Genomic DNA, 25,302 nt, shown 5'->3' with positions numbered 1-25,302 from the left:
AGTCCGGCATGCCGACGGAGGGCCCGCATTCTCGGCAGATCCGCGGCGGCTGCTTGCCCTGCCTGGGCCGGGAGCATGGGCCGCACCACCCGGTCGCCTCGCGGAGATAGCCGTGCTTGCCGCAGCGGGGGCAGGGTTGTTGGACTGCCAGTCGGTCGCCCCGACGGCGGCATTCTCGGCAAAGGCGGTTCTGGGGCAAGCGGATCGGGTGGCCGCACTGTTCGCAGACGCGCGAGCAGGTGATGCACCGGCCGGTGTCCGGCTGGAGCACGCGGTCTTTGCTGCAGGAAGGGCATTCCGCCTTCGCTGCCTGTTCCTTCATGCGGCGCCAGCACCGGCAGCAGTGCTGCCGGTCGAGGTAGCCGACAGGGGCACCGCAGGTGACGCAGTCCCGTTGCTTCTTACCCATAAAGATGTCCGCGGGTCACAAGGGCGGCATCGACCGGCCCCGGGCGGAGCCGACGGCCTTGGGGAGGTCTACGACGGGCCGAGGTGGGGCGATGGGCCGCTCGACGGGGGTCGTGTCGACCTCGATGAGGTCGTTGGGGGTGCACTCCAGCGCGGTGCACAATGCGGCCAGCGTGGTCATCTTCACCTGCGAGGGTTCCTTGGTGAACAGCGCGGACACCGATGCGGAGGACAACTCCAGGCCAGCCTTCTCAGCCAGCAACCGCCGCAACTCGGTGCCGGTCCAGACCTCGCACTGGGCGGCAGCCATCCGAAGCCGCCATCGGATCTTCATGTCGAGGTGTCCTTCCCCGTCAGCTCGACGAGAGTGCTGGCCACAGCCCGCTGATACGCGTCCTCGATAAAGGTCGCGGAGGGCCGGACATACCGCATGGTCGAGCTGACGGTCCAATGTCCGAGCATCTGCTGGATCGCTACAAGGTCGACGCCGCGTTCGTAGTTGCGGGTCGCGCAGGCTCTCCGCAGTCATGCGGGCTGAACCTCTGGGCCGGCGGGCGTCCTTCGAGTTCCATGAGATAGCGGAGCCGGTTGCGGATGGTCCCGCGATGCAGAGGGCCGCCGGACTCGTCGGCAAACAGCACCGGAGACTCCGGGAACTTGAGCCGCACGTCGTCGAGGAACCATCGCAGCACCAGGTCCATGCCGTCGAGCATGGGAACCCAGCACGGACGCGGCCCGGAGGTGTGGGCTCCCTTGCCGAAACGGACGTGGAGCTTGCCGAACGGGCCGCGGGTGAAGTGCACGTCCGGCTTGTCCAGCAGCGACGCCTCCTCCGAGCGGAGCCCGGCGTGATGCAGCGTCCGGAACATCGCATAGTCCCGGGCGGCGGGTCCATACTTCCTCGCGGTGGCGATCCGCTGCTTCATGAAGTCGAAGAACTCTGCCACCCGCTCCGGTGTCGGAGGCGGTACCAGAGCTGGGGAATCGTCGCCGACATGTCGGGACGCGTTGAACTCGTCGACCGGGCAGACCAGTCGGACGCCGAATGCGGCCTCGATCTCGGCCGCCTTGCGGGCTTGCAGGAACCGGTGGAACCCCTTGAAGACCTGGACATACTCGCGACAGGTTGAGGTCTTGCGGCCCTTCACAGCGAGGTCGCCCACGACACGATCGATGTCCTCCGGGGTGACCTCCCACGCTGGCCGGCCCAGGGCAGCCAAGGTCCGCTCCAACAGACCGATGTCGTTGTCGATGGTCACCGGGCTGAATCCGCGGGCTCGCCACGAGGCGACGAACGCATCGACGCATGCGGTTTGAAACTGCCACGGATCCGTGACCAGCGGCTCCTTCGGAACCGCCCCTCCCGCGATGACCTGGAGTCTCGCCTCCGTCACCGGCACACGTTCCTCGCACCTGAACGGTCAAGGCAGCACCTTGCAAAACGGGGTGCTACCGCGAGAACCAACGAGGGCCGCAGGAGCGGGATACGGGCAGGTGGCAGCGGCAACTCTCGTGAGGGAACAAGTGCCAGCCCCAGATGACTGGACGAAGACCTTCACCGACCCGCGTCTCTGCGCGGCCATCGTCGACCGGCTCACCTTCAACTGCACCATCATCGAGACCGGCACCGACTCCTGTCGGCTCGCCAGCACCCGAGCCCGGGCCGCGGAACCCGTCAAGGCCAGCTGACACAGCTGCAGGCCCGCCGCCCCGGCGGCTCACCGCCCTCACGGGCGGCGAGCCGTCATCAGAAGAACAGCCGACTTGACACCCGGTCTCCCGGTTTGGGCTTCAGCGTTCCTGATTTCGATCCCGGTTGTTGCGGGATTGACGGTTCTACGAGCGTGTCCTACCGGTTCGCCAAGAACTCGTCGAACGCACGAGGCGCACGCCCGGTTAGTTCCCGCACCGCCGTCGTCACCTCAGACATCGTGCCAGCTGCCATCTCTGCGTAGAGTCGCAGAAGGTCATCTACGAACCAGTCGGGCAACCCCTGTGCCTGTAGACCCTCAGCTGCCTCCTGAGGGGTCAGATTTCGGAAGGGAATGGCGAGCTTGGCGGCGATCTCCTCATGCGTCAGCGCCTCCGGCCCGGTGAGCGCATAGGTTTCGTCGCCCCGGAGCGGGCCTGTCAGCAGCACTGCCGCACAGGCAGCGACGTCGTAGGCGTCGATGTACGCCACACGTCCTGCATCGTACGGACCTTCCAAGGCACCGCTGTGGGTGAAGCCGCCCTCGCCCGTGAAGAAATTCTGCATGTAACCGGTGGGCTGCAACGACGCCCACCGCAGCCCAGACGCCTTGAGGTACTGCTCGATCTCCCAGTGCGCGCGTACGGACAGCTTCGCGTCGGGGCCGGGTTGCCACGCCGATACCTTCACCACCCCCGAGACCCCGACAGCCCGCGCCGTATCGATGACGCCGGTCTGCTGCCGGACCATCGGCTGCTGCCCATCCACGGGAAGCGCGCCGCCACTGTTGAGCAGAAGACGGTCAACCCCTTTCAGGGCGGACACCATCGACACCGGATCGTCGAAGTCTCCGACCGCGAACTCGCAGTCCAGCTCCTTGCCCTTGCGCGCGTCCCGCACCAGCGCCCGAAAGGGCACGTCCGCCTCCGCAAGAGCCTGTACCAGGTACCGGCCAATGGTCCCGGTCGCACCTGTCACAAGAATCATCCAGTCCCCCACCGTCCGAGAAGGCGTCAAGAGTCCTCGCCAACATTACCGGAGGCATCATCCGCTTACCGTGTTAGGGGACGCACCGCTGAGCATGTTCATACCCGCACTCAAAGGCATTCGTCGGCGCACCCCAGCGGCTGGCAGACCTGACGGACAGCCGCCGCAGGCGTTCCCTGCCACGTCACTGCCGTCATTTCTCATCGACAGTCACAAGCAAACTGATCACTAAGTGACTCCGGAACCCTGTCCCTTGTCATCCAATCGAGTCGTTTGACAGCGAACCCAGCCGTTTCAGCTTCTCTGACAGTGAATCTAGTCGTGTGGGGCGAGCACACTGGGGGTGTTGTAAGGCCGTACTGGCTGGGACAGACGAGGCCGTGCCGCTGCGTGCGAGTCGCGATCCATTACGTCGCGCGGCCTCGAAGGCATGATCACCCGGCAGACGTGCCGCGGTGGAACTCGTAGACGTACACGCCCCGTGTACCGCCGACGACGACGCCGAGACCGTCGGGAGTCCAGGCGCAGGCGTACAAGATCCCGTCGGTGCGCATCATGGTGATGGCTCGCCCCGACTTTGGGTCCCAGACCCGCACTGTGCCGTCGTCGCTGGCGGTCGCGAGCCAGGCGCCGTCCGGTGAGAGCGCCACCCTGGTGACCCGGCCGGTGTGGCCGACGAGGCAGGCGATTTCCTGGCCGGTGGCCCGGTCCCAGATCCATACCGTCGCGTTGTAGCCGCCGGTGGTGGCGAACCAAGTGCCGTCCGGCGCGATCGCCGCGACATGCACCCAGCCGGGGTGTCCGGTGACATGAACGGTCTCCTGGCCCGTGGCCCGGTCCCAGATCCGCACTGTCCCGGTGTCGCTGGTGGTGGCGAACCAGGCGCCGTCCGGCGCGATCGCCACCGGACCCGTCGAAACGGTGGCTCCCGGGAAGCGGGCGGTCTCCCGGCCGTTGGCCCGGTCCCAGATGCGCACCGTTCCGTCCTTGCTGGTGGTGGCGAGCCAGGTGCCGTCCGGCGCGATCGCCACTCCGTTCACCGGCCCGGTGTGGCCGGTGAGGCGAGCGATCTCCTTGCCGGTGGTCCGATCCCAGATCCGTACCGTCTTGTCGTTGCCGGTGGTGGCGAGCCAGGTGCCGTCCGGCGCGATCGCCACTCCGTTCACCGGCCCGGTGTGGCCGGTGAGGCGGGCGGTCTCCTTGCCAGTAGCCGAGTCCCAGATCTGTACCGTGTCGTAGTGGATGGTGGCGAGCCAGGTGCCATCCGATGCGATCGCCTCCACCTGCGCCCATGCTTCGGCCAGGCAGGCGATCTCCTGGCCGGTGGCCTGGTCCCAGACGCGCACTCTGCCGTCGTAGCCGTAGCTGGCGAGCCAGGTGCCCTTCGGTGTGACCACCACTGTCGTGACCGGGAGGGAGTATCCAGTGAGGGGTGCGGTGCCCTGGCCGATGGCCGGGTTCCAGATCTGAGCTGTGTTGCCGCCCGTGGTCGCGAGCCAGGTGCCGTCCGGCGCGATCGCGACGCCGTTCAGCGAGAAGGAGGGGCCGGTGAGGCAGGCGGTCCTCGTGCCAGTGGCCCGATCCCATATCTGCACGGTGTTGTCGCCGGTGGCGGCGAACCAGGTCCCGTCCGGTGAGACCGCCGCATCACGCCCGAGGTCGGTATGGGCGGTCAGACAGGCGGTCTCCTGACCCGTCGCCAAGTCCCAGATCCGCACCGTCTTGTCGTCGCCGGCGGTGACAAGCCACGTGCCATCCGGGGCTACCGTCAGCCCTCTCACCGGACCTTTGTGGCCGGAGAGGCATGCGGTCACCTGGTCGGTGGCGGGATCCCAGATCCGCACGTTCCCGTCGCTGCCGGTGGTGGCCAGCCAGGCGGCATCCGGCGCGATGGCCACTCGATGTACCAGGAGGCTGTGTCCGGTGACACGGGCGGTCTCCTGGCCGGTGGCCGGGTTCCAGATCCGCACTGTCCCGTCGTCGCTGGCGGTGGCGAGCCACGCGCCGTCCGGCGCGACCGCCACATCGTGCACCGGCCCGGTATCGCCGGTGAGGCAGCTGATCTCCTGGCCACTGTCCCGATCCCAGATCCGCACCGTCCTGTCCCGGCCAGCGCTGGCGAGCCAGGTGCCGTCCGGCGCGATCGCCACCCGACACACCTTGTCCTCATGGCCGGCCAGGCAAGCGGTCTCCCGGCCGGTGACCGGGTCCCAGATCCGCACTGTCGCGTCGTCGCTGGCGGTGGCGAGCCACGCGCCGTCCGGCGCGACCGCCACATCGTTCACCGTATCGGTGTGGCCGGTGAGGGTACGCAGAAAAGCAGGGCTTGGCAGGTCGGGTGGTGTCCAGTGATTGCGGAGAGCAGGGTGGAGCCATCGGCTCTCCCGGGCGGCGATCTGGTCGTGCCACGCAGGGAGCGGGCGGAGTCGGCTGTACAGAATGGCGGTCAATGCGTGGGCGGGCTCGGTCGGTCCGAGCAGGTGCGTGACGCTGGAGAGGTCGCGCGCCCGCTGGGCGGCCGCGGGGGTCGGGATCTGGGCGCAGTCCGTCCAGGGAGCGGTTGGGCCGCCGTGGTGCAGACGGGTTTCGATCCAGCGCAGGTCGCAGGCGAGGGCTTCGGCCGGTGCGATGCGGTGTGCGGCCAGGAGATGGATGATGGCGTGGTCGAGCAGGTAGGGGTCGGTCAGTACCCACCACGCGGCAGTGGGGCGCGGCGCGGTCGAGGTGAGCGGGGCTGCCGGGGGCAGGTCGGCCTGGACGGCGTCCACCAGTGCGCCATGGTGTTCAGCAAGGCGGTCAGGGCCGAGTTCGGCTCGCAGGTAGTCACGGAGGACATCGTGCAGGCTCAAGCGCCCCCCGTCCGTGTCGTCCACGGTGATCAGGGACAGGTCGTTCAGGTCCGCGCACAGATCCCGCGTCTGCCACTCGTCGAGATTCGCTGTGGCGCGCCACAGCGTGGCTACGACGGAGATGGGCGCGGCCTCGCCGTGAGCAAAGATCCCCAGTTCGGCGAACCGCGCCCGGCTGTCGGCGCACAGGTCCGCGATCGAGGCTTCGACGGTCGCCCGTACCGTCGTTGCGCGTTGCTTGGGGTCGCCAAGGTCGGGTACGGCGGTGGGCTTGTCCACTGCGGCCGGTCCTCGATCCTCCAAGCTCCGCAGCAGACCCGCGGCGACGGAGGCCGCGTTGGCTCCCGTCCGGATCCGCCGGTTGATCAGCCGGTTGGCCAGGCGCAGCAGCAAGGGCCACCCGCCGGTGACCTGCACCAGGCGCCTGGTCACCTCTTCAGGCAGGTTCGGTAGTTCACAGGTCAGCACCTGCAGAGCCTGGTCCTGGGACAGCGCGCCGACCCGCACCGTCTTCGCGTCGGACGGCAGGATCGCGGGGACGCGCGTGGTGACCAGTCGCACACAGCCTTCGCCTCCCGCAAGAAGGGGGCCGAGCTGCTCTTGGGTCCAAACGTCGTCAAAGATCAGCAGGGTGGGCTGGTCGGGGCGCTGGTCCAGGAGCTGGCCAAGGTACTCGCCCGCCCGATCCGGGCTGTCGAACGATACGTCCCTGCCGGTGATGGCGAGTGTCACATCGTGCACCAGCCGGGCGACGGCTTGTGCGCTGTCCACCTCGCGGCCGACGACGAAGAAGTACACCCCTCCCCGGAAATGCTGCCGCACCCGGGGGCTGGCGCGGACGATGTGGGCCAGGGTCGTCTTGCCGAAGCCGCCCGCGCCCTCCAGAGCCGTCGTGATCCCCACCGGCCCGCAGGCGGGTGAACACACGGCGGAGATGACCTGATCGGCTTCGTCACGATCGACCACCCACCAGCCGGGCACCTCCGGGGCGGCAGGCTGCGGAGGTGGTGGCTGGGTGGCGTGAAAGTGGAAGGTGTTGTTCTGCTGGTTGTGGTCGCCGATCTGCAGGGCGGCAGGGCCGTTGAAGGTGTTGTCGAATAAACCGCCCCCGCCCAGGCCCGTGGTCATGCACCGTTCCCGAAGCGGTTGTCCTGCCGGTTGCCAGTGCCGACCTGCATGATGGTGGGGCCGTTGAACGTGTTACCCGACACCTCACCCCCGCCGGCCTGCCCGGGTGGATAGTGCTCGGCAACCAGGGCCCGCAGCGCGGCGATCACTGAATCGCGCTCCCACGCATCGGCATTCTCCATCAGGGCCTCGAACCGTCCCTGCCACACGGCCTCCTGATGGGTCCGGACCTGTTCGGCTTCCGCGCCATCAGCCGCACTCACAGCAGCGGCCGTCCCGTCAAGGCGCTCCAGAGCAGCGCTCGCGCGCTGGTCATCACCGCGACCGAACAACCGGACTATCGCCTGCCGCAATCCAGCCCACGCGTCTGTGCCCGCCGCCTGCACGACAGCGGTTCCACCCGCCGCCGCCAGAGCTGTCATCGCCTCATCCAACACCGCCGAAACCTCCAAGCGCACTCCGTTGCGCAGATCGTACGCCACCGACCCCCGGCGCGCTCTCCACTCAACCTCCTTGTAGCGCAGGGCACTTCGGGGGAGCCAGAGGTTCCCCTGTACTGGGCACCCGCCCTGCCGTCGATGGCGCCGAGACCGTTGGCAGGCCGACCGCCGAACCGAGTCGGAGGTCCCTTGCCATCCACCCAGTCGGACACGGACTTGGCATACGGGCAGCGTCAAAAGATCGCCTTGACAGTGAAGTTAGTCCGTGCAGGTCACCGAGCTCGGCCGGACTAACTTCATTGTCAACGGACAAACCCCTCGACAAACACTGTCGCCAGAGATGGACGAAGCCATGCAGTCCCGGCTCGACACCGTGCCACGTGCTCTGGCTCTGGCCGCCGTCGACCTGACCGCATTGACGAACTGCGTGCAGCAGCTGCCGAGCAGCGAAGATCCCTGATCGCCGAGGACGACACCCGCCCTGCGCTGCCTGCCGTACGCCACTCACCCACCAGCAAGGAGACGCTCGATGGATCTTCAACTACACAGACGACCGGGAAGCCCTGAACAGCCAGGAGGCCCACACCCCGCAGTCGCTCGTGCAGATCGCCATGTCCCAACCGGTCACCTTCGTACCGGGGGCGAGCTGGGCGTGGATCGACAAGGGTTGGGACGACCCCATCGGCCTCTTCACCGACCTGCTGCAGACGAAGTTCTCACATCCGCGCAGGATCTGAGCACCACGGACGACCCACCCGGCGCCACCAGTGGTCGCGGGCGGACACCTAGGGCCGCGGGCGCGGCAGAGCAGGCGCGGCCAGAAGCCTGGGCAGGGTCGTCGGAGCAGACCGCGAGCTTCGGATTCCTCGGGTCGTGGGCGTGGGTCAGTCGTGCTCAGGAGTGACCCATTCGACGAACTGGATGATCACGCCGTTGGGGTCCGTGACCTGGAACAGGCACTCGCCCCAGGGCTCCTGACGCAGCGGCAAGGTGATCTCGATTCCGGCGTCGCGCAGTCGCTTCTCCTGCTCGTCCAGGCCGCCGTCGAGGGTGAAGGCCAGGATCAGACCGTCGGCGTGCCGGTCGCGCTGCTCTGGCGGCAGCACCTGGAGGCCGCGGGCGAGCAGGACGACATCGACCGCGTCGGGCCGGGAGAGGGAGGCGAAACCATCAGCGGCATGCCGGACGGCGTAGCCGAGGTGGCTGGTGAAAAACGCCTGGGAGGCGGCAACGTCGTCAACGGTCAGCGAGACGGTGGAGGCGGTGAACTGCACGGGGTCTCCTGGGTACGGCGCGGTGGCGTGAGGTGGGATGGGGCAGGGCGGGATCAGCAGCTGCGGCGGCGAGGCAGGGCACGGACGACTCCGGCTGCTCCGGCCGAGGCAGAGGGGACAGGGACGTGAACTCCACTACTGGGCGACGGAGTTGAGTGGCGCTTGCACACGGCCCCCTTGGACCAGACACCCCCTCAACGGAAACTTACGACGGACGCAAAATTAACCCAACGACCACGAGGGCGTCAACGTAAAAATGCCACGGGGGTAAGATTGCCCCATGGCCACACAACCATCCGCCCCGGCCATCGGGCTGCGCGAGGCGAAGAAGCAGGAGACCCGGCAACTCATCTCCGATCACGCCACCAGGCTGTTCATCGCCCAGGGCTTCGAACGGACGACCATCGCCGAGATCGCCACCGCCGCCCGCGTCGCAAAGAAGACCGTCACCAACTACTTCGCCCGCAAGGAAGACCTGGCCCTGGACCACCAGGAGGAGTTCGCCACCTCCCTGGGCCACACTGTCACCACCCGACACCCGGGCGAATCAGCGCTGGTCGCACTGCGCCGCGCCTTCGCCGATGCGACGGCTGCCCACAACCCGGTCGCCGGTTTCTCCGGCCACGACTTCGCCCGCATGATCGTTGACAGTCCCACCCTCACCACTTGCCTGCACGGCCTGCACGAGCAGCGCGAACGTCACCTCGCCCAGGCACTCGCCGAGGCCACCGGTGCCGAACCCGACGACGTCACCGTCCAGACCACCGCCGGCCTGCTGGGCACCGTCCACCGCGTACTGTTCCAGCGCATCCAGACCCTCACCCTCGCCGGCCGCCCCAACGACGAGATCGCCCGCATCATCGCCACCGAAGCCACCCAAGCGTTCGGCCTGTTGGAACCCGCCCTGTCCGACTACGCCACCGCCTGATGCGAACACCTGCGAGCCGGTCCCCCAGACACCGAGGAGACCGGACTCGCCCTCCGCTCCGGCTTCGAACCGTCCACGGCGGAAGCCGAGTTCCTGTCCGACCGCCTCGCGTGTGACCGCTACCAGACCATGAGCCATCTGCTCGCCCAGGAACGCTTCGTGCTCCATACCGCCATACGGTTCCTCCGGTAGGTGATGGCGGGGCACGGGCTGGTACGGGACAGCAACCATCCGGCGCAGCACCCTCACAGCAGCATGACGACCTTGCCGAACTTCCCCGGGCCGGCCAGCCGAGCATAGGCATCGGAGTAACGCGCCAGCCCGAAGGCCGCGTCGACAGGCACCCGCAGCCGCCCTTCAGCCAGCAGCGGTACGACGCACGTGCGCACCGTCGCCGCGAGGAGAGACTTCTCCGCATGCGAGCGGCCCCGAATGGTGGTACCGATCAACTGGGCGCGCGCAAGCATCAAGTCGAACATCCGCAACGGCGCCACGGCCCCGCCCTGCACTCCCACCACAAGGATCCTCCCCCGAGCACGCAGCAGTTCAACCCGCCGCAGGCAGTCCTCCCCTCCGACCAACTCGACAACGACGTCATACGGCGCCCCTCCGCCCTCTTGGCCCGGGACCACCACCTCCACATTGCTGCCGAGCGGGGCGAGTTCCCTCACCCGGTCATGCAACTCGCGCCGGCGCACACTCGCAACGACATGAGCGCCGCAGGCAGCGGCCACCTGGACCATGGCCGTACCCACACCGCCCGCAGCCCCAGTCACCAGGACCCGCTCTCCCGCGCGCACCCCGGCTTGGACCACCAGCGCATCCCAGGCGGTGCTGAACGCCTCCGGGAAACCCGCCGCCTCGTCCCAACCCAACCCTTCAGGCATCGCAAGCAGCAAGTCAGCAGGCACCGCGATCCTCTCGGCATGGCCACCGCCACCCACGAGCGCCATCACCCGGTCACCGACGCCCACTCCCGTCACCCCCGTACCGACCTGCTCGACCTCACCGGCGATCTCCAATCCTGGAATGTCGGCCGGCCAGCCCGGCGGCGCCGGATAGTCGCCCCGGGCCTGTTGCAGGTCAGCCGCATTGAGCCCGGCGGCGCGAACCCGCACCACCACCAGGCCCGGCCCAACCACCGGATCAGCACGCCGCTCAAGACCGAACGCGCCCCTACCGTCGATCACAACTGCTCGCATGACCACGAACCTACTCCCCGCACCGCCCGACAACCGCACCCCATCGAGTTGGAAGGTTCGGAAGGTACTGCGTGCGGCTGGGAGGCATTGCCAGAGGCCCAGCGGGGTCGGATGGGCAAGTCTTGGGCGCGCCACCGCCCGCCGACTCGACCTCCACCTCCACCCCCACCAAGCGAGTCCATCATCCGAAATACTCTTTCCATTCTCGGAGTTGATCGCTAGCGTCCTCCGCGACGACGCGAGCGCATCCGCCCGCGTGCGGAACGAGCGACAAGGGGATACCGTGCTGGCACCGATCGACCTGCGCAGCGACACGTTAAGCACCATCACCCCGCAGATGCGCCGCTTCATGGCGGATGCCGAGGTGGGCGACGACCTGTACGGCGGAGACCCCACCACCCAACGCCTCGAAGGCCGGTGCGCCGAGCTCCTCGGCAAGGAGGCGGCACTCTTCACGGCGAGCGGCACCCTGAGCAACCAGCTGGCGATCCGAGTGCACACGGAACGCGGCAGCGAAGTCATCACCGATGCGAAGTACCACATCAACTTCTTCGAGAGCGCGGCCACCGCCGACCTGTGCGGCGTGGTACTCAACCCGGTGGACAGCCCGGACGGCATCCTCACTCCACGTCTCCTGGACGCGGCCGTGGACCGCAAGCGGCGCGCCAGGCTCACCTCCGCACCATCCCTCGTGTGGGTCGAGAACACCGTCAACTACTTTGGTGGCAGCGTGATTTCGGTCTCGGATCTGGCCGGCCTGCGGGCGGCCTCGCTCGCCAAAGGACTGCCGACGCACATGGACGGCGCCCGCCTGCCCAACGCGAGCGTCGCCACCGGCGCCTCGCTCGCCGAGTACGCGGCCACCGTCGACACCGTCGCGGTCTCGTTCGCCAAGGCTCTCGGCGCACCCTTCGGCAGCGTCCTCGCCGGTCCGTCCGAACTGATCGAGCGGGCCGCCGTCTACCGCCTGTGGTACGGCGGCGGTCTGCACCAGTCCGGCTTCATGGCAGCCGCCGCACTGTACGCCCTGGAGCACAACATCGACCGACTCGCCGAGGACCACGCACACGCCCGTCTTCTGCGCCAACTCCTCGTCGAGAACCCGGCATTCACCGCCCGGGAGCCCGATACCAACATGGTCATCGCGGATATCTCAGGCACCGGTCTCACCTCCGCCGCATTCGTCTCCGCCGCCGCGGAGGCCGGCGTCAGGGTTGCCCGCTGGACAGACACACAGGTCCGGATCGTCACCCGCCTCGGCGTGGACGAAGCGGTCGTGCGCGACGCCGTGCGGCGCCTGCACCAGGTGGCCGACCGACAGCCCTCTCCGGCCGGAAAACGATGACGCACATGGATCTGTGGACGCCGCTCGACTGGCCGGGATTCGGTGGTGTCGCCCTCGCAGCCCTGGTGTTTCTCTGCGTGACGGCCGTTCTCGCCGGCGCGATCGATGCCATCGTGGGGGGCGGCGGGCTGTTGCAGCTGCCTGCGATGCTCCTGGTCAACCCCGGTGGCGCGGTGGTCCATTCGCTGGCCACCAGCAAGATGGTGGGCCTGGTGGGCACCTCCGCCGCGGCGGTCACTTTCGCCCGCAGGACACCCCTTGACTGGAAAGCCGTGGGGCAGATGGCCGCCACGACCTTTCCGGCCTCGGTCGCCGGGGCTGCGGTCGCCTCCGCCCTGCCCAAGTCGGTCCTGAACACCGTGGTGCTGTGCGCCTTGGTGATCGTGGGCCTGTACACCTGGCGCAAACCGGAGTTCGGCGTGGACGAGGACCGCCGCTTCGGCCGCCGCGGCGAACTGGTCGCCATGGCGGTGGGCGGCGCGGCCATCGGTTTCTGGGACGGCCTCGGCCCGCCCGGCACCGGCTCCTTCCTGGTGTTCCTCCTCGTCGGAGTCATCGGCTACGCCTTCCTGCGTGCCTCCGCCGTCGCCAAGGTCGTCAACATCGCAGCCAATCTCGGGGCGTTGGTGTTCTTCATCCCCGCCGGCAAGGTGCTGTGGGGCCTTGGCGCGGCCATGGCCGTGTGCAACCTCGTGGGCGGCGTCCTCGGCGCCTCGCTGGCCATGAAGCGCGGTTCCACCTTCGTCCGCAAGGTCTTCCTGGTGGTGGTCTCGGGACTGGTGATCAGCGTCACGTGGAAGTTGTCGCTGGCGTAGGCCCCGCGGTGCAGAGGAGCCTGCCTCCTCTGCACCGCGCACCTTGGCGCTCGAAGCTCCCGGCCTTCCCGAACTCCCGGGGAAACGCCGGATGTTTCAGCCGGGCCGCAACCGCATACGCACGCAGTCGGTTTCCCCGGGGCCGGGCCGTCGTCCGCCGTCCGCACACCGGCCGTGCTTGAGGTAGAACCCGTGGGCCCGAACGTTGGCCTCCCACGCCTCCAGAACCCCACCGACGAACCCGCCCGCCGAGCCGTCCCTCCGGGCTCTTCAGTCCCACCGTGCAGAGAGGCAACTCTCGTCATGAACCGCCCGGACGACAGATGACACCCATCACGACACGGAACCGGCCGAACCCCGCCACGAGCACGAGTCGTTGGCGCCCCGTCGGGCATAGATGAGCCAGAAAACGTGCTCCACGAGTCGGCAGCGCAGCAGCGCGCGGCGTCGACTCGTACCGCATCGAGTCCGCCACGGAGGATCGACATGACCGTTGCTCCCGATTCTCCCGGCTCACGCCCCTTCCCGCGCTCCACCGTCATCCGCCGGGGAGCCACCCACCGCGGTCTCCTTGCCGTCGCGATACTGGCGGCCCTGGTCCTCACGGCGATGTTCACTCCGGCCGCTCATACCGCCGCCCTCGGAGCCAGAGCCGAGCTCCGGCTCGGGTCTCTGCAGCTCACCCCGTGCACGCAGCGCCCGACCGGCTGGTGCGGAACCACCGCACTCCCGTTGGACCGCCAGGCCCCCGACAGCCCGACCATCGACATCGGCTTCGAATGGGTGCCGGCCACCGGACAGCCCCAGGGCACCGTGGTCGTCGTCGACGGCGGACCCGGCTGGGCAACGCGCCACTCCCGTGATGCCTACCTCAAGATGCTCGGACCACTCCGCGCCAGCCGGAACCTGCTGCTCTTCGACCTGCGCGGCACGGGCCGCTCACAGGCCCTCACCTGCCCGGACCTGGAACACTACGCAGGCCAGCCCTCAGGGCCCGACTTCGCCCAGGTCGTCGGCGCCTGCGCCGACCAACTCGATCACACCTGGCTTCGCCCCGACGGAAGCTGGATCCACGCCTCCGAGCTCTTCGGAACCGTCGACGCCGCCCAGGACCTCGCCGATGTCCTCACCCAGCTCGGCCTTTCCGGCGTCGACCTGTACGGCGACTCCTACGGCGGCTGGTTCGCCCAGGTCTTCGCCGCACGCCACCCCTCCCTGCTGCGTTCGCTCACCCTGGACGCCACCTACGAAGTCCTGGGCCTGGACCCCTGGTACACCACCAGCGCCACCACCGCCCGCACCGCGTTCGCCCTCGTCTGCCGACGCTCACCGCAATGCGCCGCCCACACCTCCAGCGACGCGTGGACCCTCATATCCGCCCTGGCATCCCGCCTGCGCACCGCACCGCTGACCGGTACCACCACCGGCGTGGACGGCGACCCCATAGCCGTAACGGTAACCGTGACCACCCTGGTCGACCTGGTCAACGACGCCGGAGTCGACTCCGGGATCTACCGGAGTCTGCAAGCCGCGGCCCAGGCACTGCTCGCCAGGGGCGACAGCGCTCCACTGCTCCGCCTGGCCGAACAGACCGCCGCCCACGACGGCACCAACCTCCCGCCCCCCGACTACTCCAGCGCCCTGTACTTCGCCGTGGCGTGCACCGACTACCCGCAGCTGTTCGCCATGACCAGCCCGAGCGCCGAACGCGCCCGCAGGCTCCACGACCGGATATCCGCCCAGCCCGCCGCCACCTTCGCCCCCTTCACCGCCGCCGAATGGACGACCGTCAACGCCTACACCGACACCTACGACGGCTGCCTCGACTGGCCCGCCCCGCAACGCTCCCACACCCCCATCACGACCCGTCCGCCCCTGGTGCCGGCCACCGTTCCCGCCCTCGTGCTCGGCGGCGACCTCGACTCGCTCACCCCCGCCATCGGCGGCCGACGTGTCGCGGCCCAACTCGGGCCCTCCGCCCGCTTCATCACCGTCCCCAACCTCACCCACATCACCGCCATGTCCGACCCGACCCGGCCGGGCCCGGAAGCGTGCGGACAGCTGCTGTACCGCCAGTTCCTACGCGCTCCTGCCACCGCTCTGAAGCGCCTGGACACCTCCTGCACCCAGCACACCCCCGCCGTCCCCACCCTCGCCGACTACCCCACCCGCCTCGCCGACACCACCCCTGCCACCCCCGCGCCCGGCAACCAGGCCCGCCCTGCAGCACTACGCGCGGCCGCCGTCGGTGCATCGGCACTGAGCGATGCAATCGCCCGCAGCGGCTATCTGACCCACGGCAGCGACACCGGACTGCGCGGCGGCACCTGGACCGTCTCCGGCGTGCCCCAAGCACACTTCACCCTCACCGACGTGCGCTGGGTGACCGACGCCACCGTCAACGGCACCGCCTCCTGGGACCAGGCAAACGGCGCCGTCACCGCTCACCTGAACGTCACCCCCGACCCTGCCCCCGGCACCAACACCAACCTGGGTCATGGTCCGGGCCCCACCCCCGCATCCGGTATCACCATCGACATCACCTGGAACACCCTCACCCCCCACTCCCCCGCATCCATATCCGGCACGGCAGGGAACACCCCGCTGCACGCCACCCTTCCCAGTCCGTGAGCGACCTGAGGCCAACGCCACACTCTCATCGGACACTTCGAGCAGAATGCCCCCGCCGCTCCAGAGTCCGTAGCGCTAGTTCTGTGAGACGTCCTTGACGAACACGATCCCGTCGTATCCGGTCAGGTGTGCCGGGTCGAGCGGGGCGTAGCCGAACCAGGGGGACACTCGGAGCACCGGCCGTGTGTCGCCAAGGGCGGTGGCCAGCCGCGGGGCGTCTATAACGCAACGGTCCTCAGGCAGCGCGTACAGGAGACCTTCGACGGTGTCCAGTGGCGGCGTGTCCACTCCCTGGCACCGGAGCGTGCCCAGAGCCGTGGCCACAAAGCCGTACTGCTCGCCGAGTTGGGCGCTCACCAGCGCACCGGCACTCCACCAATGCACCGACCCCTGCCACATCCGCATGCTGCTCTTCTCGCGCTGGAGGTGTGAATTGCCGGCGTAGATGAGCGCCGGTCCCCTGGCGGAGACTGCGAGGAGGTTGTGGGCCATCATCAGATCCCGCAGCGCGCACAGCCGCGTCATGCGAGCCGGTGAGGTGTCGGCCATCGCGTGGTGATAGCGCAGCAGGCCGGTTGCGGTGCGCCCGTACAGGCGCGCCCGGTCCCAGTCGTCCGGTGAGGTCGCCGCGAGCAGATGCGGCGTCTGCGCGTCCAGCAGTGCCACCAACTCATCGGCGAGGAAACGCAGTTGTCCGGCATCGGCCGACTGCCCCACGGACTGCGCAGGGTCCATCATCGCATCGGGGTTGGTCCACCGGTCGTCGTCGCCGACCAGGCGGTCGAGGCTTTCCGTGGTGCAGGGGAGCAGGTCCGCGTCCACCTGGGCTGCGAGGTAACCGTGGAGTGCGGTCAGGACCTGCCGGGGGCTTTCAGCGCCGGTGATCTCCAGCGGGCCGTCGAAACCGGCGAAGCGGACCTGCTCGGCCGCGGGCCGGCCGTCGTTGTAGGAGCGCATCCAGCGCACGAGCTCGCGGTTGCCGGCGAAGGCGCCCCAGCCATGACTGAATCCAGTCTCCATGACCTCATCGAGGGTGCCCGCGCCCGAGGCAACGTACTCGTCCACGACCAGGCCCCTCACACAGTCGCTTTCAACCGCGATCGTCCGGTACCCCTCCTGCTCGACGAGCTGCCGGAAGAGCTCGTTGCGGAGGTCGAGCAGAGTGTTGTCGCCATGGGTCGGCTCGCCCAGGGCGAGCAACCGCGGCCGCACCGGGAACAGCCGCATGACGGCGCCGGCATCGACGGCATGGATGGTGTCCTTGATGTCAGTAGCCATGCCTTGAACGCTATCGTTGAACCTTCCGTGGAAACTTTTTCCCGATACCCTTGGCCATCTGGAGGGAAAGCCTCAAGACGGTGCGCGACTCGGTCCGTTGATCGGACGCGCGGGCACGGTCCGCCCACAGCCTTTTCTTCACGGATCAGACCTCTCGCCGAGAAGTGCGGCGAGACCGTCGAGGAGGCGTTCGAGGCCGAACTCGAAGAGGTTGTCGAGGTCGAGGTCGTAGCCCGCCGCGGCGAGGTGCGAGAGTTCCGGGAAGCGCCCGGTGTCCAGGATTTCCTGGAGGGCCGGCTCCTGGATGTCCATCCACTCCTCGCTGTCGAGGCCGCTGAGCGCCTCCGCCTCCCGCTCCGCCTCCAGGTTGACCGCGATGCCACGGGTGTAGTTGAAGAGCACGAGGTGTGCGGTGAAGGCGGACTGGCGGTCGAGCCCGTGCGCGTGCAGGGCGGCAAGCATCCACTCGGTGAACGGCAGTGCCGCTACGACCATTTGCGGGCGGGTCATCGAGAGGGCGGTTGCGAGCCACGGGTGGCGACGGAACAGTTGCCAGAGCAGGCGGGCGGCCAGCCCGATCTGCTCGCGCCAGCCCTGTGGTGGGTCGGTCGGCAGAGGACACTCGGCGAAGACCGTTTCCATCATCCGTGCCAGCAGGTGGTCCTTGTCCGCCACGTGCCGGTACAACGACATGGTCGCCACACCGAGTTCGGCGGCGACCCTGCGCATCGAGACCGCGGCCAGCCCCTCCCCATCGGCAACCGTGACGGCGGCGGTGACGATCCGTCCGAGCGTGAGCGCCGCCCCAGTAGGTACCTCGGCAGACGCACCCGGATGCCTGGCCACCGGGGGGCGGACGGTGCCTGCGGGACGACCCGATGGCTCGACACGGTCCTCGACAGGCACATCGGCACGAGTCTCCACCCGGGCCTCGACGACAGTCCCGATGCCCGGGGCCGCACGGACCAACCCCTCACGGCGCAACTCGGCGAGCACCTTGGTCGCAGTCGCCATCGCGACGCCCCACTGCCGGGTGATCTCGCGGGTCGAGGGCACCCGCTCCCCCGGTGTCAGCTCGCCCGTCTCGATCCGCCGCCTCAGTTCGGCGACGATTTGCTGGTAGCGCGGCACCGCTTGTCCGCCCATCGATACCCCTCCCGCACTAGTGCACTAGGCCGGCCCCCATTTTAGGCGTCGGCGAGCACGGCATTCCCGCCCCTCGCACCGACGTCTCGCCCGCGCACTAGTGCATTCACGCCCGAAATCCCCAATGAGAGCTGGAAATTGCTGCTTGCGCACTGCACTGCGTACGTCGTACATTCCCCGCCATGGAGAACACCGAGATACTCGTTTCCGGCGCCGGTATCGCAGGGCCCGCGCTGGCGTACTGGCTACGCAGGTCAGGTCTCACCGTGACCGTCGTCGAGCGGGCGCCGGCGCCCCGGCCGGGCGGCCAGACCGTGGACCTGCGCGGCGCGGGCCGCACCGTGATCGAGCGCATGGGCCTGATGGACCAGGCCAGGGCACACAGCGTGGACCAGCGCGGCCTCGCGCTCGTCAACGCCTCCGGCCGCGCCACCGCACAGATACCCGCCGACAGCTTCGGCGGCGAGGGCATCGTCTCCGAGATCGAGATTCTGCGTGGGGATCTCGCCCGACTGCTGTACGAGGCCACCCTGCCGGATACCGAGTACCTCTTCGACGACACCGTCACCGGGCTGGCGCAGGACGCGGAGGGAGTCACCGTCACCTTCGAAAAGGCGGCACCCCGCCGATTCGGCCTGGTCATCGGCGCAGACGGACCGCACTCCGTCGTACGCGGCCTGTCCTTCGGTCCGGAGCAGGAGTTCGTCCACCCGCTCGGCCTCTACACCGCCTGGTTCACCGCCACCGACGACCTGGATCTCGATGGCTGGTATCTGATGCACAACGCGCCCGGCGGACTGGTCGCCTCCGCCCGTCCGGGCCGACTCCCCGGGCAGATCAAGGCCGGTTTCAGCTTCCGGTCGGCGCCCATCGAGTACGACCGTCGCAACGTCGCAGCCCAGCGGGAACTCGTGGCCCGACGCTTCGCCGGCGTCGGGTGGGAAGTCCCGCGCCTGCTGCGAGCGATGCACACGGCCTCGGACTTCTTCTTCGACTCCATGGGCCAGGTCCGTCTCGACCAATGGTCCCGCGGCAGGGTGGCGCTGCTGGGCGACGCCGGATACTGCGCGACCCCGCTGACCGGTCTGGGGACCAGTCTGGCCCTGGTCGGTGCCTACGTCCTGGCCGGTGAACTCGCCACCGCCGACGGTGACCACCGCATCGCTTTTGCCCGCTACGACGCGGTGATGCGCCCGTACGTGAGCCAGGCTCAGCAACTGCCACCACGCGGCGTCGCCGGCTACGCGCCCTCCGGTGCACTCGGCATCCGACTGCGTGACCTTTCGATGCGGTCGATGACCCGCTGGCCGATGCGCAACCTGCTCGCGGCACAGTTCGCCAAGGCCGGGGCCATCGCGCTGCCCGAGTACGGTCCGGCAACCGCCGGTGCGGCTCGGTAGGGCAGGCAAAGGCAATGGCGTTGGACACGTAGTCACGGGCCGTCGGCGCCTGAAGCCACACCTGGCCAACACCCACCGGCATGAGGGGCGATGGCGGGGAAACGGCTCCGCCGAGCCGGGCCGCATGCCTACACGAGCGTCAACAGCGCGGTGAGCTCCCTGGTCGTGGAAGAGGCGCTCGGCCGCGGCCAGCACCTGCTGCCGCGTCACCGCCCGCTTCGCCGCCCTCGACTGAACCTGTTCACTGAACACGTTCAGGAACGTGGCCGACCCGTTCTCCGAGCGCAACCGCCCATCGGGACGGCCATAATGACGTTCGTCTTGGTCGTCTCATGGGACCGGGGAGAGAAATGCAGCCCAGGAAGTCCGGACGATACGGCGAGGCAACCAACCTCGCAGAGCTTCGAACGCGGCTGCGGCACGTGTTCTGGATCGGTGGTGGGAGCGGAGCCGGCAAGTCGACGATCGCCCGCCGACTCGCCGACCGCCACGGATGGCACCTCTACGCGACCGACGACGTGATGCGGGACCATGCCGGGCGGACCACCCCCGATCAGGCGCCCTTGCTGCACCAGTTCATCGCCATGGACATGGACGAGCGGTGGGTCAACCGGTCCCCGCAGACCATGCTTGAGACCTTCCACTGGTTTCGAGGCGAGGGTTTCGGCCTGATCGTCGAAGACCTCCTTCGCCTGCCTCAGGGCCCCTGGGTCGTCGTCGAGGGATTCCGGCTGCTCCCCCACCTTGTGAAGCCCCTGCTTGACGCACCTGAGCACGCTGTCTGGCTTCTTCCCACACCCGACTTCCGCCAGGCGGCCATCCGGAGCCGGTCAGTACCAGGGGAAGACTTCGTATGGAGGACCGGCAATCCGGCGCGGGCCGGTCGCAATCTCGCCGAACGTGATCGCATGTTCACCGCACACCTCAGGCAGGAGACCGAACGTCTCCAACTGCCTGCCATTCAGATCGACACCACGATGACGGAAGATGATCTCGCTGAGCGGGTGACCACGGCGTTTCGGCTCTGACATCATCTGGCGCAGGTACCAGGCAGTTGCGGGCAGGCACGCAGGCAGGCAGATCCAGGCAGGTGGGTCGTCAGCACTCTGCTCATCGGCGTCAGCGTCCTGGCGCCAGGGCGGCTCGGCCGGACCCTACGTTGCCTGGATGGTGACCGGGACGCGACGGGGCCCACGGACGAGCAGGCCCGGGCGGTACGGCAAGTCCATCGGGTCGGCGGCGAGACGCAGGTCCAGGGGTGTGTCGAAGAGCAGGGGGAGCGCGATCGCCGCCTCCATTCGGGCCAGTCGTGACCCTACGCAGAAGTGCGGGCCGTGGCCGAACGCAGCGTGCGGAGCGGCTCGTTTGCCGTCGGCCGCGGCGAGGTAGCGCGTCGGCCGGAACTCGTCGGGGTCCGGGAAGTGCGCAGGGTCCCGGTTCGCTGCCGCCAGCACGACCAGGACGGAGTCCCCGGCCGGCACCTCCACACCGTCGCCGAGATCCACCGTCTCGGCCGCGCGCCGCCAGGTTGCCCCTTCCAACGGGCTGTCGTACCGCAGTGTTTCCTCCACCACCGCGGCCCAGCGGGCATCGGGATCCCGTCGGGCGGCAGTCAGTTCGCCGGGGTGTGTGAGCAGTCGCAGCGAGGCCGAGGCAAGAAGGTTCATCGTTGTCTCGTAGCCTGCGAAGAGCAGGAGAAAGGCCATGGCGAGCAACTCGCCGTCGTCCAGACCGTCCTCGGCCGAGCTGCGGACCAGCGCACTGAAAACGTCCTCGCCCGGCGTCTTCCGCTTCTCGGCGATCAGTGATGTGACGTACGTGTGCAGCAGAACCCATGCCTCGTCCACGGCGCCCTGGGGCAGCGCGTCGGCGGGTGAGCCGACGCGGTAGGTCCACTCCCGCAGTCCCTCACGGTCGGCTTCCGGCACCCCCAACACCTCGCTGATCACCAGGATCGGCAGCGGAAAGGCGAAGCCATCGACCAGGTCGACAGTCTCGCCGGCGGCCAGCCGACCGGTCAGCTCCGTCACCAGTCCGGCTGCCAGCTGCTCGATCCTCGGCCGCAGCGCGTCGACGCGAGGTGGTGCGAAGGCGGCGGCCGTCAGGCGGCGCAACCGGGTGTGGTCGGGAGCGTCGGTGTTGAGCATGTGCTGTGCCAGGCAGGCTCGGGCACGTTGTGCCGGGGAGCTCGGCTTGGGGCGGCCGGCGCGTTGCGGCGGCACGTTCGAGAAGCGCGGGTCGGCGAGTACCGCGCGACTGTGCTCGTAGCCGGTGACCAGCCAGGCATGCGTCCCGTTCGCCAACTCGACCCGGGCAGCCGGCCCCTGGTCGCGCAGTCTTCCGTAGTACGGATAGGGGTCGTGGGAGAAGGCGGGGTCCGCGGGATCAAGTCGCACCCGCCCATGGTTGCGCAGACACCTGGCCACGGCGGTGGGGCCACCGTCAGACCTGGCAAGACGCAGCTGTGCGAACCCCACAACACCCGACCTGCGCGCCGTGGCCCCTCCTTACCCCATGCCTGGCCTGCACTGCTCCGGCAGCCGGCCGGCCATCGGGGGACGCTTCGCCCGCCCGGCACGCTCCGCAGTCAACGGGTCACGGGCTCGGGATGCCGCAACGGTGTCTGCGGCGCACCCTCATACTCCGGGTGCGGTTCGCACGGCGATGCCGTTCCGCTCGAAGAGCGCCGCCGTCACCCCGTCCCCCGGCACCAGCTCTCCGGAGAACGACCCGTCGTAGACCGCACCGCGTCCGCACGAGGGGCTGCGCGGCATCAGCAGGGCTTCAGTGCAGCCGCCGTTCCGCGCCGCCGCCAGTGCGCGTTGCGCTCCGTCCACGAACTGCGCGGTCACATCACGCCCGGTGTCCTCGACGACCCGCGCCGTCCCGTCGAGCACGTCGTACCCATCGCCGCCCACCAGTTCCGCAGGCCGTCGCGGTGTCGTGAGCCCGCCGGCGACCTCCGGACAGAAGGAGACGACTTCGCGACCGGCCACCACCGCCTCCATCTGCGGCGCCGCCTTGTGACGCCCGTCGAACCGGCACGGCACCCCGCGCAGACACGCGCTGACGAGAATTGCTTCCATAACCGCCAGGCTAGCCGCGAAGACCGGCTGGTGGGGCGTCGTCGGGGCTTGGCACCGCGGGAACCTGCCGGGCTCGCGCGCCTCGTGGCGCAAGAATGGTCGGAGCCCGGCAGGCTCCGACCATTCGTTACGACACCAGCTGCGCCCGCGCTGCCGGCCTTGCGCCGACTGATACGGCACTCGGCGCCGGTTTCTGAACGTACGACGTCCAGGCCGCGAGGCCGGTTGGCTCCGGTGGGCTCTGGGCCCTTCAGTCGATCAGGCCGAGTCCTCTGTATCGGAGTAGCTTGAGCCGTCGTAGAGGTCCCGGACGGTGTGCAGCGCCTTGCCGAAAGTTGTCGCCACGGTGCAGCCTGCCTGCGACCAGGAGGGGCACATCTGCGGGTCTGCGTCGGCTTCCGCACCGGCCCCCGGTGCGGGGGCGGCGTTGGCAACTGGCGCGATGAGTGCGGTAGCGGACACCGCAAGGGCAACCGCGGCAAGAACAGTGCGAGGTTTCGTCATGTGTTGATCAACGACGAGATTAACGGTCGGTAACGTGGGTCGACGGCAGGTACGGAGGCCGGGGCGAGTGAGTGTGTCCGGCACCTGATCGAGGGGACAAGTCCTAGCCGACATCGGGCGCGGACCGCACTTCGATCTGTTCGCCCGTGCGCTCCATTTCCAGGACGACGAGTTCGTTCCGTCCCCTGCGCCACAGATGGCTCGGCGCGTAGAGCGTGATCTGTGGGCCGAGGGACCAGTAGCGACCGAGTGCGAATCCGTTGAGCCAGACCATGCCCTTGTCCCAGCCCGGGAAGGCCAGGAAGCCGTCCGCGGGGGTGTCGATCTGCACCCGGGCCCGGTGGAACGCGGGGCCGGTCGGGGTGTCTCCGCTGGCGAATCTCAGCGCCGAGAGATCGTCCAGGGGCAGTCGGCGGACCTCCCAGTCATGCAGTTCTTCGTTGTCGAGGGACACCGTGCCGCTGATGCCCTTGGGGTCGTTGAGACCCCGGCCGAAGTTGACCCGCCCGGTGGGGTCCACCAGGAGGTCGAGGGTGCTGGACGCGTCGGTCACCGTGAAGTCGACGGAGTGGTTGGGCTGGTTGCGGTCGAAGGTACCGATCCGCTTGCCGTTGCCGAACACCAGCGCACGGTCGCCCAGCCCCGTGACCCTCAGCCCCTTGGTGCGCTGCGGCCCGCGCACCCGAGTGCGGTAGTGGATCAGTCCGTGCGGCTGCCCGAGGGCCTCCATGTGGACGGGACCGGTACGACGCACCGGGGTGTCGCTCAGTTCATCGAGGGCATCCATCAACGGCACCGACTCGCGGACGACGATCCGCTGGGGCGGCATCCGGCGCGGCGTTTCCGGCAGGGGTGTGTTCGGCAGCGTGGTGTATTTGGCGAGTACCTCGCGCACCTTGTGGAACTTCTCGGTGAGTTCACCGGATTCGCTGATCGGAGCGTCGTAGTCGTAGCTGGTGACGGTGGGTTGATAGGCGTTGCCGCTGAGATTGGCACCGGCGGACCAGCCGAAGTTCGTTCCGCCCACCGCCATATAGAAGTTGATCGACGCCCCCGCTTCGAGGATTTTCTCCACGTCGGCGGCGGTCTGCACCGGGTCGGTGGTGTGGTGGGGCTCTCCCCAGTGGTCGAACCAGCCGTCCCAGAACTCGGTGCAGAACAACGGCTTGTCCGGCTGGAATTTGCGCAGCTCGGCGAAGGGGCCGGTGGGATCTCCGGCGAAGTTCACGGTGGACAGGAGATCGGGGAGGCTGCCGTCCTCCAGCGCTTGTCGAGTGGCTCCGTTGGAACAGAACAGCAGGCTTTCCATGCCCTGCGCCCGCATGGTGTCCCTCAGGTGTTCCAGGTACGCGTGGTCGTTGCCGTAGCTGCCGTACTCGTTCTCGACCTGCATGGCGATGATGGGACCGCCACGCGTGGCCTGCAGATCGACGAATCGGGGCAGTAGTTCGGCGAACCAGGCGTCGACCGCTCGCTCGTATGCGGGGTCGGAACGTCGCAGTGGCACACCCTTGTCCTTCAGGAGCCAGGCGGGCAGGCCGCCGAAGTCCCATTCGGCGCAGATGTACGGCCCCGGTCGCACGATCACCTTCAGTCCGACCTCGTCCGCGGTCCGTACAAATGCGGCGACGTCGCGCCAACCGGTGAAGTCGGCCTTCTTCTCGTACGGTTGGTGGAAGTTCCAGGCGACGTAGGTCTCCACCGTGTTCAGGCCCATGGCTCGCATCCGTGTCAGCCGGTCGCGCCAGTCCTTGGGGTGCGTTCTGAAATAGTGGAAGGCACCCGAGAGAATGCGGAACGGCTTGCCGTCCAGCAGGAATTCGTTGCCGCGGAGGGTGAGTCCCCGCGGGTTTCCGGCCTGGGCGAGGGTCGTACGGCTGCTGCCCAGGGGGGTGCCCAGAGGAACGCCCAGGGACGCGGCTCCCACCATGGCCGTGCTCAGGAATCCACGTCGGCTGAAGTGCGTCATGCCTGCTCTCCTCGACTCGACCGGTCGCCGCCCAGGGCTCGGACATGTTCAATGGTGAGCGTTTCTGTGCATCGAGAGTGTTGTGCAGAACAGCAACGAACACAAGAGCTCGTAGCCGAACACGGCCAAGCGGCAGCGGCAGGCGGGGGGCGAGACGTGCACACCGCCGAACGTCCAGAGCGGTTCCCGGCCTGATCGGGAACGACGGGAGGGCACCGGTCA

The 25,302-nt window shown here is 68.5% G+C and carries 20 protein-coding genes and 2 pseudogenes; 9 read left to right on the top strand and 13 right to left on the bottom strand.

Features of this window, described 5'->3' with window-relative positions:
* Positions 1 to 424: 424 nt before the first annotated feature.
* Together K2224_RS33630 and K2224_RS33625 are read right to left on the bottom strand one after the other, a co-directional pair.
* Positions 425 to 742, bottom strand: coding sequence for a helix-turn-helix transcriptional regulator (locus K2224_RS33630; RefSeq protein ID WP_221910937.1), 318 nt, complete (start codon positions 740 to 742; stop codon positions 425 to 427).
* Positions 739 to 1,802, bottom strand: a pseudogene (locus K2224_RS33625) (tyrosine-type recombinase/integrase). The gene K2224_RS33630 and the pseudogene K2224_RS33625 overlap by 4 nt, the downstream one beginning before the upstream one ends.
* A gap of 148 nt (positions 1,803 to 1,950) precedes the next feature.
* On the opposite strand from K2224_RS33625, the pseudogene K2224_RS33620 reads away from it, so the two are divergent.
* Positions 1,951 to 2,097: pseudogene (locus tag K2224_RS33620) on the top strand (ATP-binding protein); the annotation flags it as partial.
* 160 nt (positions 2,098 to 2,257) lie between these two features.
* Here K2224_RS33620 and K2224_RS33615 read toward each other — a convergent pair.
* The 3 genes from K2224_RS33615 to K2224_RS33605 form a co-directional block, all read right to left on the bottom strand.
* Complete coding sequence (locus K2224_RS33615; protein ID WP_221910936.1) at positions 2,258 to 3,085, bottom strand: NmrA family NAD(P)-binding protein; 828 nt, start codon at positions 3,083 to 3,085, stop codon at positions 2,258 to 2,260.
* Positions 3,086 to 3,519: 434 nt separating this feature from the next.
* Positions 3,520 to 7,062, bottom strand: a complete 3,543-nt coding sequence (locus tag K2224_RS33610; RefSeq protein ID WP_221910935.1) for an NB-ARC domain-containing protein — start codon at positions 7,060 to 7,062, stop codon at positions 3,520 to 3,522.
* Positions 7,059 to 7,544: a hypothetical protein gene (locus K2224_RS33605; RefSeq protein ID WP_221910934.1), complete on the bottom strand. Its 486-nt coding sequence runs from the start codon at positions 7,542 to 7,544 to the stop codon at positions 7,059 to 7,061. Before K2224_RS33605 ends, K2224_RS33610 begins: the two co-directional genes overlap by 4 nt.
* A gap of 223 nt (positions 7,545 to 7,767) precedes the next feature.
* On the opposite strand from K2224_RS33605, the gene K2224_RS33600 reads away from it, so the two are divergent.
* Both K2224_RS33600 and K2224_RS41040 read left to right on the top strand, forming a co-directional pair.
* Positions 7,768 to 7,962: a hypothetical protein gene (locus K2224_RS33600; protein ID WP_221910933.1), complete on the top strand. Its 195-nt coding sequence runs from the start codon at positions 7,768 to 7,770 to the stop codon at positions 7,960 to 7,962.
* Between the two features lie 151 nt (positions 7,963 to 8,113).
* Positions 8,114 to 8,239, top strand: coding sequence for a hypothetical protein (locus K2224_RS41040; protein ID WP_260693635.1), 126 nt, complete (start codon positions 8,114 to 8,116; stop codon positions 8,237 to 8,239).
* 147 nt (positions 8,240 to 8,386) lie between these two features.
* On the opposite strand, the gene K2224_RS33595 is transcribed toward K2224_RS41040, so the two are convergent.
* Positions 8,387 to 8,776 carry a VOC family protein gene (locus K2224_RS33595; protein ID WP_221910932.1) on the bottom strand — a complete coding sequence of 130 codons (390 nt, stop codon included), beginning with the start codon at positions 8,774 to 8,776 and terminating at the stop codon, positions 8,387 to 8,389.
* 280 nt (positions 8,777 to 9,056) lie between these two features.
* On the opposite strand from K2224_RS33595, the gene K2224_RS33590 reads away from it, so the two are divergent.
* Entirely contained in the window at positions 9,057 to 9,704 is a 648-nt protein-coding gene (locus tag K2224_RS33590) for a TetR/AcrR family transcriptional regulator (RefSeq protein ID WP_221910931.1), read from the top strand.
* Between the two features lie 245 nt (positions 9,705 to 9,949).
* Here K2224_RS33590 and K2224_RS33585 read toward each other — a convergent pair whose 3' ends face one another.
* The gene (locus tag K2224_RS33585; protein ID WP_221910930.1) at positions 9,950 to 10,906 is read right to left on the bottom strand and encodes an alcohol dehydrogenase catalytic domain-containing protein; all 957 of its coding nucleotides are present in this window, start codon (positions 10,904 to 10,906) and stop codon (positions 9,950 to 9,952) included.
* Between the two features lie 283 nt (positions 10,907 to 11,189).
* Between K2224_RS33585 and K2224_RS33580 the strand changes: the two genes are divergently transcribed.
* The 3 genes from K2224_RS33580 (at position 11,190) to K2224_RS33570 (ending at position 15,697) form a co-directional block, all read left to right on the top strand.
* The gene (locus K2224_RS33580) at positions 11,190 to 12,251 is read left to right on the top strand and encodes a low specificity L-threonine aldolase (RefSeq protein ID WP_221910929.1); all 1,062 of its coding nucleotides are present in this window, start codon (positions 11,190 to 11,192) and stop codon (positions 12,249 to 12,251) included.
* A 5-nt stretch (positions 12,252 to 12,256) separates the two neighbouring features.
* Positions 12,257 to 13,066, top strand: coding sequence for a TSUP family transporter (locus K2224_RS33575; RefSeq protein ID WP_221910928.1), 810 nt, complete (start codon positions 12,257 to 12,259; stop codon positions 13,064 to 13,066).
* A 486-nt stretch (positions 13,067 to 13,552) separates the two neighbouring features.
* The gene (locus K2224_RS33570; protein WP_221910927.1) at positions 13,553 to 15,697 is read left to right on the top strand and encodes an alpha/beta hydrolase; all 2,145 of its coding nucleotides are present in this window, start codon (positions 13,553 to 13,555) and stop codon (positions 15,695 to 15,697) included.
* 75 nt (positions 15,698 to 15,772) lie between these two features.
* Here the strand turns inward: K2224_RS33570 and K2224_RS33565 are convergent, their stop codons facing one another.
* Together K2224_RS33565 and K2224_RS33560 are read right to left on the bottom strand one after the other, a co-directional pair.
* Positions 15,773 to 16,975: an erythromycin esterase family protein gene (locus tag K2224_RS33565; RefSeq protein WP_221910926.1), complete on the bottom strand. Its 1,203-nt coding sequence runs from the start codon at positions 16,973 to 16,975 to the stop codon at positions 15,773 to 15,775.
* 138 nt (positions 16,976 to 17,113) lie between these two features.
* Entirely contained in the window at positions 17,114 to 18,121 is a 1,008-nt protein-coding gene (locus tag K2224_RS33560) for a TetR/AcrR family transcriptional regulator C-terminal domain-containing protein (protein WP_221910925.1), read from the bottom strand.
* Positions 18,122 to 18,303: 182 nt separating this feature from the next.
* On the opposite strand from K2224_RS33560, the gene K2224_RS33555 reads away from it, so the two are divergent.
* Both K2224_RS33555 and K2224_RS33550 read left to right on the top strand, forming a co-directional pair.
* Positions 18,304 to 19,521 (top strand): FAD-dependent monooxygenase, encoded by a 1,218-nt coding sequence (locus tag K2224_RS33555; protein ID WP_221910924.1) that lies wholly within the window; start codon positions 18,304 to 18,306, stop codon positions 19,519 to 19,521.
* 350 nt (positions 19,522 to 19,871) lie between these two features.
* Positions 19,872 to 20,549 (top strand): AAA family ATPase, encoded by a 678-nt coding sequence (locus tag K2224_RS33550; protein WP_221910923.1) that lies wholly within the window; start codon positions 19,872 to 19,874, stop codon positions 20,547 to 20,549.
* 126 nt (positions 20,550 to 20,675) lie between these two features.
* Here the strand turns inward: K2224_RS33550 and K2224_RS33545 are convergent, their stop codons facing one another.
* From K2224_RS33545 to K2224_RS33530, 4 genes are all read right to left on the bottom strand, one after another.
* The gene (locus K2224_RS33545) at positions 20,676 to 21,917 is read right to left on the bottom strand and encodes a cytochrome P450 (RefSeq protein ID WP_221910922.1); all 1,242 of its coding nucleotides are present in this window, start codon (positions 21,915 to 21,917) and stop codon (positions 20,676 to 20,678) included.
* A 240-nt stretch (positions 21,918 to 22,157) separates the two neighbouring features.
* Positions 22,158 to 22,607: a DUF523 domain-containing protein gene (locus tag K2224_RS33540; protein WP_221910921.1), complete on the bottom strand. Its 450-nt coding sequence runs from the start codon at positions 22,605 to 22,607 to the stop codon at positions 22,158 to 22,160.
* 258 nt (positions 22,608 to 22,865) lie between these two features.
* A complete protein-coding gene (locus tag K2224_RS33535) occupies positions 22,866 to 23,069 on the bottom strand; it encodes a hypothetical protein (RefSeq protein WP_221910920.1) in 204 nt (67 codons plus the stop codon).
* Positions 23,070 to 23,214: 145 nt separating this feature from the next.
* Entirely contained in the window at positions 23,215 to 25,080 is a 1,866-nt protein-coding gene (locus K2224_RS33530; protein WP_221910919.1) for a beta-galactosidase family protein, read from the bottom strand.
* Positions 25,081 to 25,302 lie beyond the last annotated feature (222 nt).

The sequence above is a fragment of the Streptomyces sp. BHT-5-2 genome, assembly GCF_019774615.1.
Taxonomy (GTDB): Bacteria; Actinomycetota; Actinomycetes; order Streptomycetales; family Streptomycetaceae; genus Streptomyces.
This window is presented reverse-complemented; position numbering and strand designations above follow the sequence as displayed.

Coding starts and splice junctions, on each gene's coding strand:
- K2224_RS33630 (WP_221910937.1), bottom strand. CDS start 742: ATGAAGATCCGATGGCGGCTTCGGATGGCTGCCGCCCAGTGCGAGGTC.
- K2224_RS33615 (WP_221910936.1), bottom strand. CDS start 3,085: ATGATTCTTGTGACAGGTGCGACCGGGACCATTGGCCGGTACCTGGTA.
- K2224_RS33610 (WP_221910935.1), bottom strand. CDS start 7,062: ATGACCACGGGCCTGGGCGGGGGCGGTTTATTCGACAACACCTTCAAC.
- K2224_RS41040 (WP_260693635.1), top strand. CDS start 8,114: ATGTCCCAACCGGTCACCTTCGTACCGGGGGCGAGCTGGGCGTGGATC.
- K2224_RS33590 (WP_221910931.1), top strand. CDS start 9,057: ATGGCCACACAACCATCCGCCCCGGCCATCGGGCTGCGCGAGGCGAAG.
- K2224_RS33585 (WP_221910930.1), bottom strand. CDS start 10,906: ATGCGAGCAGTTGTGATCGACGGTAGGGGCGCGTTCGGTCTTGAGCGG.
- K2224_RS33575 (WP_221910928.1), top strand. CDS start 12,257: ATGGATCTGTGGACGCCGCTCGACTGGCCGGGATTCGGTGGTGTCGCC.
- K2224_RS33570 (WP_221910927.1), top strand. CDS start 13,553: ATGACCGTTGCTCCCGATTCTCCCGGCTCACGCCCCTTCCCGCGCTCC.
- K2224_RS33565 (WP_221910926.1), bottom strand. CDS start 16,975: ATGGCTACTGACATCAAGGACACCATCCATGCCGTCGATGCCGGCGCC.
- K2224_RS33560 (WP_221910925.1), bottom strand. CDS start 18,121: ATGGGCGGACAAGCGGTGCCGCGCTACCAGCAAATCGTCGCCGAACTG.
- K2224_RS33555 (WP_221910924.1), top strand. CDS start 18,304: ATGGAGAACACCGAGATACTCGTTTCCGGCGCCGGTATCGCAGGGCCC.
- K2224_RS33550 (WP_221910923.1), top strand. CDS start 19,872: ATGCAGCCCAGGAAGTCCGGACGATACGGCGAGGCAACCAACCTCGCA.
- K2224_RS33540 (WP_221910921.1), bottom strand. CDS start 22,607: ATGGAAGCAATTCTCGTCAGCGCGTGTCTGCGCGGGGTGCCGTGCCGG.
- K2224_RS33530 (WP_221910919.1), bottom strand. CDS start 25,080: ATGACGCACTTCAGCCGACGTGGATTCCTGAGCACGGCCATGGTGGGA.